This is a genomic window from Streptomyces sp. NPDC006476, from assembly GCF_040612015.1.
GTDB lineage: Bacteria > Actinomycetota > Actinomycetes > Streptomycetales > Streptomycetaceae > Streptomyces > Streptomyces griseorubiginosus_B.
Window position 1 is genome coordinate 85,378 of sequence record NZ_JBEXPK010000002.1, and the last position, 13,310, is coordinate 98,687.

The following is a 13,310-nucleotide window of genomic DNA, read 5'->3' on the forward strand; positions in this document are numbered from 1 at the left end:
GTACCCCATGACCGAGGAGAAGGCACCGCCGTGACACACCCGTTCCTTGACCTGGCCCCGCTGAGCGCCACGCGCTTCGCCGCGATCGAGGATCGGGTCGCCCGTTTGCTGGACACCGGGCAGGACGTCGTGATCATGCAGGGTGAGGCGCTGCTGCCGCTGGAGGGGGCAATCCGGGGTGCGGCGGGCCCCGGGACGACCGCGCTGAACGTGATCACCGGGCCGTACGGGCAGACCTTCGGGAACTGGCTGCGGGACTGCGGTGCGACGGTGGTCGATCTGGCGGTGCCCTTCCACACGGCGGTGACCGCCGACCAGGTCCGGGACGCCTTCGCCGAGCACCCGGAGATCGACTTCGTGTCCCTGGTGCACGCGGAGGCGGCGACCGGCAACACCAATCCGATCGCGGAGATCGGCGAGGTCGTACGGGAGCGGGGGGCGCTGTTCTACCTGGACGCGGTGGCATCGATCGGGGCCGAGCCGGTCCTCCCCGACCCCTGGGGTGTGGACCTGTGCGTCATCGGGGCGCAGAAGGCGATGGGCGGGCCGGCCGGAGTGTCGGCGGTGTCGGTGAGCGAGCGGGCGTGGGCGCGGATGGCGGCGAACCCGGGGGCGCCGCGACGGTCGTACCTCTCCCTCCTGGACTGGAAGGAGCGCTGGACCGACGGCGGCCGCACCACGCTGCCGCACGCTCCGGCGCAGCTGGAGATGCTGGCGCTGGAGGCGTGTGTCGAGCGGATCGAGACGGTCGGGCTGGAGACGGTGATGGCCCGGCACGCGTCGGCTGCCGCCGCGACACGGGCGGGGGCGCTCGCGCTGGGCGGCGGCCTGGAGCCGTACGTGTACGAGGCGCGCGAGGCGGCCCCGGTGGCGACGACGCTGCGGGTGCCGGCCGGGGTGGTGGCGTCGGAACTGGTGACCCGGGCCCTGACCACGGACCCCACCCTCCCGCTGGCCGCGGGCGGCGGCGCCCTGGCCAAGGAGATGATCCGGGTCAACCACTACGGCCCGGACGCGACGGATGAGGCGGTACGCGCCGCCCTGACGGCCCTGGGCACGGCACTGGAGGAGAAGGGCCTGAGGGTGGACGTGGCGGGAGCGCGACGGGCGGTGGAGGCCAACTGGGGCTGAGGTCCGCGTTCTTCGCCCCCGCCACCCCTACCCGTCCCATCTCCAGGAGGCGCCGCCCCCTTCGACCCCGTCCCCGGGGGCCGGCCCCCGGACCCCCGCTCCTCAAACGCCGGAGGGGCTGAATTGCTGCGCACCTGGCCCACCGACGCTGACGCAACGTCAGTCTGGGGTGGATGTTCGTTCATCTGGTCGAGGAGTACGCGCGGCACGACGGGCACGCGGATATTCTTCGGAGTGTATCGACGGGGTGACCGGGGCCTGAATTCTGCGTGATTAGTGGCATTCTTTTCTTGGTACTTTTCCGGGCAGCTTCCCGTATTCTTCTGCCCGCTTTTCATCTCCCTAAACGCAAAGATTTCGCGAACGCCAGCGGGGTTAATTCGGGCAGATCTCGTGAGGGTTACCGGGTTGTGACGCGTTACACATGCTGGTTGTTTTGCACCGTATGTGCCGCGCAAATCAGGTGATTCGCCGCCGGGCCCACCCATGAACTCGCGCCCGCGCGATAACACACCGAGCGCCCGTACGTAACCCCGTCCGGCCATGCATTTTTCATTTCCGCTCGGTAAGTTCATTTCGCATGACTGCCGCACAAGCAGACCGAGCAGAACCCCGAGCAGAACTGAAAATCGACCGTCCGACGGTGGCGGACGGTGCCGCGCTGTGGCGAATCGCGCGGGACTCGAAGACGCTCGACCTGAACTCGTCGTACAGCTATCTGCTGTGGTGCCGCGACTTCGCCGCCACCTCCGCCGTGGCCCGCGACGGCCGCGGCGAACCGGTCGGCTTCGTCACCGGCTACGTACGGCCGGACCGCCCCCGCACCCTGCTGGTGTGGCAGGTGGCGGTCGACGGGCCGTACCGGGGCCGCGGACTCGCCGCCCAGTTGCTGGACGGGCTCGTCGCGCGGAGTTCGGCCACCCACCGGATCACCGCCGTCGAGACCACCATCACCCCCGGCAACACCGCCTCGGAGCGGCTGTTCACCTCGTTCGCCGAGCGGCACGGCGCCGGGGTCGAGCGCGAGGTGCTGTTCGCCTCCGAGGCGTTCCCGGACGGGCCGCACGACCCCGAGGTCCTGTACCGCATCGGTCCCCTCTCCCTCTGACCGCCCCCCTCACCAGCCGCCCACGGACGACCCCACACACTCCCCCCACGCAACGAGGAGCGATTCGTCGTGACCATCACCCAGCCCGACCTCAGTGTCTTCGAGACCCTCGAGTCCGAGGTGCGCAGCTACTGCCGCGGCTGGCCCACCGTCTTCGACCGTGCGCAGGGCAGCCGCATGTACGACGAGGACGGCCACGAGTACCTGGACTTCTTCGCCGGCGCCGGCTCACTCAACTACGGCCACAACAACCCGGTGCTGAAACGGGCGTTGATCGACTACCTGGAGCGGGACGGCGTCACGCACGGGCTCGACATGTCGACCACCGCCAAGCGGACCTTCCTGCAGACCTTCCAGGACCTGGTGCTGCGGCCGCGCGATCTGCCGTACAAGGTCATGTTCCCGGGGCCGACGGGCACCAACGCCGTGGAGTCCGCGCTGAAGCTGGCGCGGAAGGTGAAGGGGCGCGAGGCGATCGTGTCGTTCACCAACGCCTTCCACGGGATGTCGCTGGGGTCGCTGGCCGTCACCGGCAACGCCTTCAAGCGGGCCGGGGCGGGCATCCCGCTGGTGCACGGCACGCCCATGCCCTTCGACAACTACTTCGAGGGCACGGTCCCGGACTTCCTGTGGTTCGAGAGGCTGCTGGAGGACCAGGGCTCCGGGCTCAACAAGCCCGCCGCCGTGATCGTGGAGACCGTGCAGGGCGAGGGCGGCATCAACGTGGCGCGGCCGGAGTGGCTGCGCGCGCTGGCCGAGCTGTGCGAGCGGCAGGACATGCTGCTGATCGTCGACGACATCCAGATGGGGTGCGGGCGGACCGGTGCCTTCTTCTCCTTCGAGGAGGCGGGCATCACCCCGGACATCGTCACCGTCTCCAAGTCCATCAGCGGCTACGGCCTGCCCATGTCGCTCTGCCTGTTCAAGCCCGAGCTGGACATCTGGGAGCCGGGCGAGCACAACGGAACCTTCCGCGGCAACAACCCCGCCTTCGTCACGGCCACGGCCGCCCTGGAGTCGTACTGGGCGGACGGGTCCGCGATGGAGAAGCAGACCCGGACGCGCGGCGAACAGGTCGAGCGGGCGCTCGCCGCGATCAGCGACGAGAACCGCGCCGACGTCAAGGAGTACCGGGGCCGCGGGCTGGTGTGGGGCATGGAGTTCCACGACAAGGAGCGCGCAGGCCGGGTCGCCCGGCGCGCCTTCGAACTCGGCCTGCTCATCGAGACGTCGGGCCCGGAGAGCGAGGTCGTCAAACTCCTCCCGGCGCTCACCGTCACCGCCGACGAGCTCGACGAGGGCCTCAGCATCGTCGCCCGCGCCGTGCGCGAAACCCACTGAGAACCCACTGAGAACCCGCTGACAACCCACTGAGACAAAGGAGAAGTGCAGCACTGTGATCGTCCGTTCGTTCAAGGAGATCGAGGGCACCGACCGGCATGTGAAATCCGCGTCCGGCACCTGGGAGAGCAAGCGCATCGTCCTGGCCAAGGAGAGGGTCGGATTCTCGGTGCACGAGACGATCCTGTACGCGGGTACGGAGACGCACATGTGGTACGCCAACCACATCGAGGCCGTCGTCTGCACCCAGGGCGACGCCGAGCTGACCGACCGCGAGACCGGGCGGACGTACCACATCACGCCCGGCACCATGTACCTCCTCAACGGCCATGAGCGGCACACCCTCAAGGTCAAGGAGGACTTCCACTGCATCTGCGTGTTCAACCCGCCCGTGACCGGCCGGGAGGACCACGACGAGAACGGCGTCTACCCCCTGCTCACCGAGCCCGAGGAGGTGTGAGAACCCCATGACCACCGTCACCGATCTCTACCCCAGCCGCGGCCCCGCCGAAGTGTCGATTCCGCGTCAGGACCCCGTCGTCTGGGGGTCCCCCGACACCCCGGGCCCGATCCCCGAGACCGACCTGCAGTCCTTCGAGCGGGACGGCTTCCTGGCCATCGACGAGCTGATCGGTCCGGACGAAGTCGGCGTCTACCAGCGTGAGTTGGAGCGGCTGACCTCCGACCCGGAGATCCGCGCGGACGAGCGCTCGATCATCGAGCCGAAGTCCAAGGAGATCCGCTCGGTCTTCGAAGTGCACCGGATCAGCGAGGTGTTCGCGAACCTGGTCCGCGACGAGCGGGTCGTCGGCCGGGCCCGGCAGATCCTCGGCTCGGACGTGTACGTCCACCAGTCACGGATCAACGTCAAGCCTGGTTTCGGGGCCAGCGGCTTCTACTGGCACTCGGACTTCGAGACCTGGCACGCCGAGGACGGCCTGCCCAACATGCGCACGGTGTCCGTCTCGATCGCGCTGACCGAGAACTACGACACCAACGGCGGGCTGATGATCATGCCCGGCTCGCACCGGACGTTCCTGGGCTGCGCCGGCGCCACGCCCAAGGACAACTACAAGAAGTCGCTGCAGATGCAGGACGCGGGCACGCCCTCGGACGAGGCGCTGACCAAGATGGCGAGCGAGTACGGCATCAAGCTCTTCACGGGCAAGGCCGGTTCGGCGACCTGGTTCGACTGCAACTGCATGCACGGCTCCGGCGACAACATCACGCCGTTCCCGCGCAGCAACGTGTTCATCGTGTTCAACAGCGTGGAGAACGCGGCCGTGGAGCCGTTCGCGGCGCCCGTACGGCGACCGGAGTTCATCGGAGCACGGGACTTCACCCCGGTGCGCTGACGCTTCGTTTGACGCAACGAGTCGGCCCGGCCCCTGAGAGGGGGCCGGGCCGATCCGCGTCACACCGCGCCCGCTACAGCCAGGACAGCGACGCGGCCCGCTCCAGCACGTTCCGTACGGCCGCCTCGTCGCCCGTGGTGCCGCGCGGGACCTCCTCCGGTGCGTACCGGCCGCCCACCAGGAGGCAGAAGTCGACCGGATCCAGGGTGAGTTCGGCTCCCACGGGCTCGTCCTCGGAGCCCAGCACCCACTGTTCGCCGCCGGTCACCGCGAACAGTACCGGGGGCGCGGTGGGTCCGAGGGCGAGGCCGAGGATGCGGACGGCCAGCCGCACCAGTTGCCCCAGGTGGTCGGCGGGCGGGGGCGGCACGGCCAGGCCCAGGGCGCGTCCGATGTCGTCGGTGTGGATCCACGTCTCGAAGGCCCGCACCAGGAAGTGCTCGGCGACCGGCAGCCGGACTCCCATCAACGTCGTTGCCCGCGCCGCCAGTTCGGGGTCGTGGGCCTCCGGTGCGGCGAGCAGCGCGGCGGCCTGCGCGGACCAGTCGGCGACCGTCTCGGCGGGTGTACGGCCGTGCTCGTGCGCGATGACCTCGGCGGTACGGCGGTTCCAGGCGCCTGCCCAGTCCGCCTCGCCCTCGCCCTCGCCTTCGCCTTCGCCTTCGCTTTCGCCTTCGACGGGCGTGCCCGGGACGCGCGGACCGATGCCCAGGCGCCCGGCGAGGGGCTCGTCGGCGGCGAGGAGATGGGCGAGGGGCGCGTGCACGTCCCAGTCGTGCACGACCGGCGTCGGCCAGCGGCCCTCCGCCTCGGGCAGCAGCGCCTTCAGCCCGGCGACCGCGGCGGCGTAGGGGACGGCGTGCCCCGCCACCCGGGGCAGTGCGGGGCGGGCGCGCAGGGCTGCGGACAGCACACCGGAGAGGTCCTGCGCGGACTCGGCGTACAGGTCGGCGGTGGGCGCGGCGTCCGGCTGCCCGTCCGCGCCGTTGCCCGCGGGCCCGTCCAGGAGCCGTACCGTCTCCCGCAGCCGTTCCGCCTCGGCCGCGCAGCTCGCGCACTCGGCCAGGTGGTCGGCGACCGTCTGCCGCTCCTCGGGCGGGAGGGTGCCGAAGGCCCAGGCCGCGAGCAGGTCGCGGACCCTCTCGTGGTCGTCGTCGGTCACCCTGCGCCTCCTCTCACCGGCAAGCAGTCTGCCGCCATCATGCGCCCCTTGCGAGCGCCGGGTCCGGCGGGTCGGCCAAAGAGTCGTCAGCCGCACAGGGTGTCCAGCAGACGGTCCACGTCGGCGGGGGTGTTGTAGAGGTGGAACGCGGCGCGCAGATGTCCGGCGCGGTCGGAGACCTCGACTCCGGCGGCGCTCAACTCCGGCTGTCGGTGGCCGAGTCCGGGCACGGAGACGATGGGTGAGCCCGGTGCGGGGACGGGTTCGTGGCCGAGGGCGGCGAGGCCGGTGCGGAAGCGGTCGGCGAGGGCGAGGTCGTGGGCGCGGATGGTGTCCACACCGAGTTCCTCGAGGAGTTCGAGGGAGCGGCGGGCGCCGGCGTAGGAGAAGAGAGCGGGGCTCTCGTCGAACCGACGGGCGGAATGGGCGAGTTCGTCGATGGGGCCGTAGCACGCGTCCCAGGGGCGCTCGCCCGCCACCCAGCCGGCGAACACCGGAGTGAGTCCGCCGAGGTCCTCCGGCACGACCAGGAAGGCCACACCTCGCGGGCACACGAGCCACTTGAAGGCGACGCAGGCGCAGTAGTCGTATGTGTCCGCGTCGAGGTCCAGCCAGCCGACGGCCTGGGAGGCGTCGACATAGGTGCGTGCGCCGTGCTCGCGGGCCGCCTGCCGGATCGCGGGCAGGTCGGCGATCCGGCCGTCGGCGGACTGGGCCGCGCTGACGGCCACCAGGGCGGTGCCGGGGCGGACGGACTCGGCGACGCGCTCCAGCGGCACGGCGCGGACCTTGAGGTCGGGGCGGACGTGGAAGGGGTTCACCACAGAGCTGAAGTCGCCCTCCGCGGTGAGGACTTCGGCGCCCTCGGGGAGGGAGGCGGCGATCAGTCCGCTGTAGACGGCGACCGAGGCGCCGGCCGCGACGCGGTGCGCCGGTACGCCGACGAGCCGCGCGAAGCAGGCGCGGCTCGCCTCCACGTCCCCGAACATGTCGGTCGGCTCGCCCGCGGCCGAGGCCGCCACGGCGGTGCGCAGGGCGGCGACGGTGCGGGCGGGTACCAGGCCGGTGCTGGCGGTGTTCAGATAGATGTTCTTCGGGGCGAACTCGGCTCGGACGAGGCTCTCGAAGGTCTCCATGCGTCCACTGTGGGCCCGGGAGAGGTCCTGGTCCATTGCCGAATTGTGTGTGGTTTCGCTAAGGAACCCTTATGGATCGGCGCTGACCTGGTGTTTCAGTGCTGAGGCACCGCGCAGCCGTCGGGGCCGCAGGCGTCCGCGTCACCCTGGTCGATCAGCTTCAGCGGTGAGCGCTCCCCCCAGGCCTGGGTCAGCGCCTGGGCGAAGACCTCGGCGGGCTGGGCGCCGGAGACGCCGTACTTGCGGTCGAGGACGAAGAAGGGGACGCCGTTCGCGCCGAGCTGGGCGGCCTCGCGTTCGTCGGCGCGGACGTCGTCGGCGTAGGCGGTGGGGTCGGCGAGGACCTTGCGGGCGTCGCCGGCGTCCAGGCCGGCCTCGACGGCCAGCTCGACGAGCCGCTCGTCGCCCTCGGTGAACAGGCTGCGCTCCTCGGCGAAGTTCGCCTTGTAGAGGATCTGGATCAGCTCGTCCTGCCGGCCCTGCTCCTTGGCGAAGTGGAGCAGGCGGTGCATGTCGAAGGTGTTGCCGTGGTCTCGGCCGCGGGTGCGGTACGCCAGGCCCTCGGCGGCGGCCTGGGCACCGAGGTTGTCCTCGCCGGCCTCGGCCTGTGCCTCGCTCATGCCGTACTTCTTGGAGAGCATGGAGGTCACGGTCTGCACGTCGCCCTTGGCGCGGCCCGGGTCCAGCTCGAAGGAGCGGTGCACCACCTCGACCTGGTCACGGTACGGGAAGGCCTCGAGCGCCTTCTCGAAACGGGCCTTGCCGACATAGCACCAGGGGCACGCTATGTCCGACCAGATCTCGACCTTCATGTTCTCTCCAGCAGCTACGGGTGTGTACGGAGGCCGCCTCCGCCTGATCGCTGAACATTCAAGCAGCGGGGATCATTCCCCGGTCACCGTGTACCGCAGGAACAGATGGTGATCGCCTTCGGCCGGCGGATTCTCGGGGTCGGGCACCCAGCCCTGGCGGGCGTAGAAGGCCAGGGCGCGATGGTTGTCGACGTGCACGTCGAGGACGGCCGTACGTCTGCCGTCGGCGCGCCACTGTGCGACGCAGGCGGTGTGCAGGGCCGTGCCGATGCCGCGGCGCCAGGTGTCGGGGTCGACGTGGAACTGGTACAGCTTGACCGTTTCCGCCGGGGTGTCGCGCGGAGTGCGGAAGGACGCGACGGCGAGGATGCGGCCCTGCTCGACGCAGCACAGCACCTGCCCGTGCTCCCGCTCGACGGCTCCTCGCCAGGCGGCGAGCCAGTCCGTGCCGTCCTCGGGGATCCCGTCCGGGTAGTACGTCGCACGGGCCCGCGCGTGCAGCGACGTGATCGCCTCGGCCTCGGCGGGCAGCGCCGTGCGGATCATCCGGCCGCCCACGACTCGGTTACTGATCATGCGGCGGGGGACGTGCTCCCGGCCGCCGTGGTTCCCAGGCGGCTGAACTGCGCCCGGTAGGCGGTGGGGGTCAGGCCTGTGCGGCGGGTTATGTGGGTGCGGAGGGAGTCGGCGGTGCCGAGGCCGCAGGAGCGGGCCAGGCTGTCCATGGGGAGGGTGGTGGTCTCCAGGAGTTCCTTGGCCCGTTCGATGCGTTGGTGGAGGAGCCACTGGAGGGGGCTCACGCCGCTCTCCGCGTGGAAGCGCCGGGTGAGGGTGCGGACGCTGACGCCGGCGTGGCGCGCCAGGTCGGTGAGGGTGAGGGGCTTGTCGAGGTTCCGCATGGCCCAGCCCCGGGTGTCGGCGCAGGCCGTGCCGCGTTCCGGCGGCAGCGGGGTCTGCGTGAACTGGGTCTGGCCGCCGGGCCGTACAGGGGCGACCAGGGCGCGGCGGGCCACCTCGTTGGCGACGGCGGCGCCGTAGTCGGTGCGGATGACGTGCAGGCACAGGTCGATGCCGGCCGCGTACCCGGACGCCGTGACATACGGACCGTCCTGGACGTACAGCACGTCCGGCTGCAGGTCGACCTGCGGGTACCGCCTGCGCAGTTCCTCGGCGTGCGCCCAGTACGTCGTGGCCCTGCGGCCGTGCAGCAGGCCCGCCTCGGCGAGCTGGAAGGCGCCGGTGCACAGGGACGCGATCCGCTTGCCGGCGTCGGCCGCCTCGCGGACGGCGGCGACGATCCGCGCGTCCGGCTCGTAGGGCGCGCCGGTGCCGGCGACGACCACGGTGTCCGCCTCACGCACCGCCTCCAGCCCGTGGGGCACGTACAGGTCGAGCCCTCCGCCGGTGGGGACGGGCCCCGGCTCGGCGGCGCAGATGACCACGTCGTACCCCGGCCGCCCGGCCACCTCGACCTTGCCGAAGAGCATCTCCGGGATGGCCAGGTTGAACAGCGAGACGGGCGAGGGCGCGATCACGGCGATGCGGTGCGGGGCGAGTCGCTCGGTCATGGCCAGAACCTCCGGACACCTGGCATTCGGGCCACTACTGTACGACGGCACACCCCCGCAGCATGGACGCATGTCGACCGACCAGACCCTCAGTGGTGAGCAAATCACCCGTATCGAAGGCGAGTTGGCGCCCAAGAGGCCCTCCCCCGCCCTCACCCTCACCGCCGCGCTCCTCGGCTTCGCGCTGATCACCCTCGACGCGTCCGTGGTGAACGTGGCCCTGCCCGCGATCGGTTCGGACTTCGGCGGCGGGATGTCCGGACTGCAGTGGGTGGTGGACGCGTACACCCTCGCCTTCGCCGCCCTGATGCTCTCCACCGGCGCCTTCGCGGACCGGGCCGGCGCGAGCCGCGCGTACGCGCTCGGCACCTCGGTGTTCACCGTGGCCTCGGTGGCCTGCGGACTGGCGCCGGGCCTGCCGACGCTGATCGGGGCGCGGGTGGTGCAGGGCGCGGCGGCCGCGGTCGTCCTGCCGGCGTCGCTGGCGCTGGTGCGGCAGGCGTACGCGGACCCGGCGCGGCGGACCCGGGCGGTCGCGGCCTGGGGAGCCGGTGGTTCGGCGGCGCTGGCGCTCGGCCCGCTGGCGGGCGGTGCGCTGACCACGGCGTGGGACTGGCGGGGGATCTTCTTCGTCAATCTGCCGGTCGGCGCGGCCATTCTGCTGCTGCTCCTGAAGGCTCCGCGTTCACCGCGCCGTCCGGCCCCGCTGGACCTGCCCGGACAGGCGACCGCGGTGGTGGGTCTCACCGCCCTGACGTTCGCCGTGATCGAGGGTGGTCCTGCCGGGTGGGCGGCGCTGGGGGTGGCCGTCGCCGCCGCCGTCGCGTTCCCGCGGATCGAGGCCCGCACGGCGCATCCGGTCGTGCCGCTCGGTCTGTTCCGCAACCGGACCGTGGCCGTGACCGTGGCGGCGGGGGCCGCGGTCAGTGTGGCCTTCTACAGCATGGTGTTCGTCTTCTCGCTCTTCTTCCAGCAGGTGCAGCACCGTTCCCCGCTCTCCGCCGGGCTGATGTTCCTGCCGATGACGGGCCTGATCGGGGTGACCAACCTCCTGTCGGGCAAGCTGGCGGGCCGGTACGGCCCCCGGCTGCCGATGCTGGTGGGCCAGGGACTGGCGACGGCGGGCTCGCTGCTTCTGCTGTACGTCGACGAGGGCACGCCCGCGTCCCTGGTGGCCGTGCTCCTCGTACCGCTGGCGCTGGGCTGCGCGCTGACGGTTCCGCCGCTGACCGCCGCCATGATGGACGCCGTGCCCGCCGAACGGGCTGGGCTGGCGGCCGGGGTGCTCAACTCGGCGCGTCAGGTGGCCGGCGGCCTCGGGATCGCGGTGTTCGGGGCGCTGGTGGCCGGCGACTTCACGGGCGGTATGCGGCTGAGCCTGGTGATCGGCGCGAGCCTGCTCCTGCTGACCTTCGGACTCAGCTTCCGTCTCGCAGGTCGCGCGGCCAGTTCGGCCTGAACTCGAGGTGGTCGTAGGTCACCACGCACCCCTCCCCCATCGGCGACTGGGTCATGAAGCCGACCAGGGCCGCGTCCGTCTCCTTCTCACCGCCCAGGGTGAACAGACGGACGAAGGTCCAGCGCTTCCCGTCGCGGGAGGCGTGGAAGGCGAAGGCGCGTCCGGTGCGGCTCACCCGGAGCCACACCGAACTGCCCTCGACGGTGAAGGAGTTGGCGTCGTCGGAGTGGCCCCGGGTGACCACCGTGCAGACGGTGGGCACGTCCGGGGAGTACTCCAGGCACAGCTTGGCCCAGGCCCGCTCGCCGACATGGACGTAGAGCACTCCCGCGTCGAACGCCCCGGCGAAGCCGACGGTGACCCGGGCTATCAGCTGGAAGTCCCCCTCCGGCCAGCCGAGCAGCCGGGGCGCGTCGGAGGCCGGCTCCAGCGCCTCCCCGGTGGGCGGGACGAACCGGTCCTGCCGGGGCCCGGCCCATCCGGTGAGCACTCCGTCCTCGTAGGACCAGTTGCCCTCGGGACCGTATGTGCGCAGGGCGAAGGGGAGTTCGGGAAGTTCGACGTCCATCCGGCGATTGTGTCAGGTGGGGTCGCTCACCGTTCGAGGCGGCCGTCGTAGCGGCGCGGGAGACCGAGCGGGTTGTCGTCCCGCAGCTCGGGCGGGAGCAGCGCCTCCGGCGCGCCCTGGTACACCACCGGCCGCATCCAGCGCTCGATCGCCGTACCGCCGACCGAAGTCGACGTCGAGGTGGTCGCCGGGTACGGGCCGCCGTGGTGCTGGGCCGGAGCGACGGCGACGCCCGTCGGCCAGCCGTTGACCAGCACGCGCCCGGCGAGCGGCGTCAGCTCGGCCAGCAGCTCCGCGCCGCGGCCCTCCCCGGCCGCCTCCTCGCTCGAGAGGTGGACCGTCGCCGTGAGGTTGCCGGGCAGCCGGGACAGCACGGACCGGACCTCGGCCTCGTCCTCGTAGCGGGCCACGACCGTCACCGGGCCGAAGCACTCCTCCAGGAGCAGGTCGTAGGCCCCCTCCTCGGCCAGCTTGTCCGCCGACACCGTCAGGAAGCCCGCGCTCACCGTGTGCTCGCCGCCCGCGCCCGGGGTCACCGGCGACTCGACCTCGGGCAGCTCCGCCCGCTCGGCCACACCGGCGATGAAGTTGTCCCGCATCCGGTGGTCGAGCAGCACGCCCGCGTCGGTGTCGCTGACCGCGTCCGTGAGCGACTTCAGCAGCCGGTCCCCGGCCGCGCCGTTCGGCGCCAGCACCAGGCCGGGCTTCACACAGAACTGGCCGACCCCGAGCGTCATGGAGCCGGCGAGTCCGGTGCCGATCGTCTCGGCCCGCTCGGCCGCCGCCGCCTCGGTGACGACGACCGGGTTGAGGGAGCCGAGTTCACCGTGGAAGGGGATCGGGTTGGGACGGGCCGCGGCCGCGTCGAAGAGGGCACGGCCGCCGCGTACGGAACCGGTGAAGCCGGCCGCGGCGACCAGGGGGTGCTTGACCAGTTCGACGCCCGCCTCGAAGCCGTGGACCAGGCCGACGACGCCCGCGGGGATGCCGTGCGCGGCGGCGGCCCGGCGCAGCACCTTGGCGACCAGCTCGGACAGGGCCGGGTGGTCGGGGTGCGCCTTGACGACGACCGGGCAGCCGGCGGCCAGCGCGCTCGCGGTGTCGCCGCCGGCGACGGAGAAGGCGAAGGGGAAGTTGGAGGCCGAGTAGACGGCGACGACGCCCAGGGGCACCTTGTAGCGGCGCAGGTCCGGGATGGGCGGGGTCGCGGTGTCGTCGGGGTGGTTGATGATCACGTCGAGGAAGGCGCCCTCGTCGACGATGTCCGCGAAGGCCCGCAGCTGGAAGCAGGTGCGGGCGAGTTCACCGGTGAGCCGGACCGGGCCGAGCGCGGTCTCCGCGTCGGCGGTCTCCACGAGTCCGTCCTTGGCCGCCTCGAGCTGCTCCGCGGCGGTGCGCAGGAACGCCGAGCGGACGGCGCGGTCGGCGAGGGAGGCGCGTGCCGCGTGGGCGGCGCGGACGGTGGCGTCGACCTCCTGTGCTGTGGCCTCCACCGCAACCTGTTCACGCTGCTTCCCGGTTCGGGGGTCGACACTCCAGACTGGTGCTGCTGCCACCGCGGGTCCCTCCAGGTATATCCGGGTCATTCACCAGGGTCGTTCGATATACTGAACGCTGTCTCTGATGATGAATATGCTGTTGGAGACTATATCTTCGGTTTCTCGTCCAAC

14 protein-coding genes are annotated in these 13,310 nt (G+C 71.4%); 7 read left to right on the top strand and 7 right to left on the bottom strand.

Annotated elements, in window-relative coordinates:
• Positions 1-30: 30 nt before the first annotated feature.
• The 6 genes from ABZZ74_RS02470 (at position 31) to thpD (ending at position 4,935) form a co-directional block, all read left to right on the top strand.
• Complete coding sequence (locus ABZZ74_RS02470) at positions 31-1,131, top strand: aminotransferase class V-fold PLP-dependent enzyme (RefSeq protein WP_356761224.1); 1,101 nt, start codon at positions 31-33, stop codon at positions 1,129-1,131.
• Positions 1,132-1,304: 173 nt separating this feature from the next.
• A complete protein-coding gene (locus ABZZ74_RS02475; protein WP_356761697.1) occupies positions 1,305-1,382 on the top strand; it encodes a DUF664 domain-containing protein in 78 nt (25 codons plus the stop codon).
• Between the two features lie 329 nt (positions 1,383-1,711).
• Positions 1,712-2,239, top strand: a complete 528-nt coding sequence (ectA, locus tag ABZZ74_RS02480; RefSeq protein ID WP_356761225.1) for a diaminobutyrate acetyltransferase — start codon at positions 1,712-1,714, stop codon at positions 2,237-2,239.
• Positions 2,240-2,308: 69 nt separating this feature from the next.
• Positions 2,309-3,580, top strand: a complete 1,272-nt coding sequence (gene ectB / locus ABZZ74_RS02485; protein ID WP_356761227.1) for a diaminobutyrate--2-oxoglutarate transaminase — start codon at positions 2,309-2,311, stop codon at positions 3,578-3,580.
• Positions 3,581-3,635: 55 nt separating this feature from the next.
• Positions 3,636-4,040, top strand: coding sequence for an ectoine synthase (locus ABZZ74_RS02490; RefSeq protein ID WP_356761229.1), 405 nt, complete (start codon positions 3,636-3,638; stop codon positions 4,038-4,040).
• 7 nt (positions 4,041-4,047) lie between these two features.
• Positions 4,048-4,935 (top strand): ectoine hydroxylase, encoded by an 888-nt coding sequence (thpD, locus tag ABZZ74_RS02495; RefSeq protein WP_356761231.1) that lies wholly within the window; start codon positions 4,048-4,050, stop codon positions 4,933-4,935.
• A 73-nt stretch (positions 4,936-5,008) separates the two neighbouring features.
• Here thpD and ABZZ74_RS02500 read toward each other — a convergent pair whose 3' ends face one another.
• The 5 genes from ABZZ74_RS02500 to ABZZ74_RS02520 all read right to left on the bottom strand — a co-directional run bounded on the left by ABZZ74_RS02500 (position 5,009) and on the right by ABZZ74_RS02520 (position 9,613).
• Positions 5,009-6,097 carry a maleylpyruvate isomerase family mycothiol-dependent enzyme gene (locus tag ABZZ74_RS02500; RefSeq protein ID WP_356761232.1) on the bottom strand — a complete coding sequence of 363 codons (1,089 nt, stop codon included), beginning with the start codon at positions 6,095-6,097 and terminating at the stop codon, positions 5,009-5,011.
• 86 nt (positions 6,098-6,183) lie between these two features.
• Positions 6,184-7,269 (bottom strand): aminotransferase class V-fold PLP-dependent enzyme, encoded by a 1,086-nt coding sequence (locus ABZZ74_RS02505; protein ID WP_356761234.1) that lies wholly within the window; start codon positions 7,267-7,269, stop codon positions 6,184-6,186.
• A 59-nt stretch (positions 7,270-7,328) separates the two neighbouring features.
• Complete coding sequence (locus ABZZ74_RS02510; RefSeq protein WP_356761236.1) at positions 7,329-8,045, bottom strand: DsbA family oxidoreductase; 717 nt, start codon at positions 8,043-8,045, stop codon at positions 7,329-7,331.
• Positions 8,046-8,117: 72 nt separating this feature from the next.
• Positions 8,118-8,621 carry a GNAT family N-acetyltransferase gene (locus ABZZ74_RS02515; protein ID WP_356761237.1) on the bottom strand — a complete coding sequence of 168 codons (504 nt, stop codon included), beginning with the start codon at positions 8,619-8,621 and terminating at the stop codon, positions 8,118-8,120.
• Complete coding sequence (locus ABZZ74_RS02520; RefSeq protein ID WP_356761239.1) at positions 8,618-9,613, bottom strand: helix-turn-helix domain-containing protein; 996 nt, start codon at positions 9,611-9,613, stop codon at positions 8,618-8,620. Before ABZZ74_RS02520 ends, ABZZ74_RS02515 begins: the two co-directional genes overlap by 4 nt.
• 70 nt (positions 9,614-9,683) lie before the next feature.
• Here ABZZ74_RS02520 and ABZZ74_RS02525 point away from each other — a divergent pair, with 70 nt between their 5' ends.
• Complete coding sequence (locus tag ABZZ74_RS02525; RefSeq protein ID WP_356761241.1) at positions 9,684-11,072, top strand: MFS transporter; 1,389 nt, start codon at positions 9,684-9,686, stop codon at positions 11,070-11,072.
• Here ABZZ74_RS02525 and ABZZ74_RS02530 read toward each other — a convergent pair.
• Both ABZZ74_RS02530 and ABZZ74_RS02535 read right to left on the bottom strand, forming a co-directional pair.
• Positions 11,032-11,640: a DUF1349 domain-containing protein gene (locus ABZZ74_RS02530; RefSeq protein WP_133048193.1), complete on the bottom strand. Its 609-nt coding sequence runs from the start codon at positions 11,638-11,640 to the stop codon at positions 11,032-11,034. The genes ABZZ74_RS02525 and ABZZ74_RS02530 overlap by 41 nt on opposite strands.
• Before the next feature lie 26 nt (positions 11,641-11,666).
• On the bottom strand, positions 11,667-13,196 hold the full coding sequence (locus ABZZ74_RS02535; protein WP_356761242.1) for an aldehyde dehydrogenase (NADP(+)): 1,530 nt from the start codon (positions 13,194-13,196) through the stop codon (positions 11,667-11,669).
• Positions 13,197-13,310 lie beyond the last annotated feature (114 nt).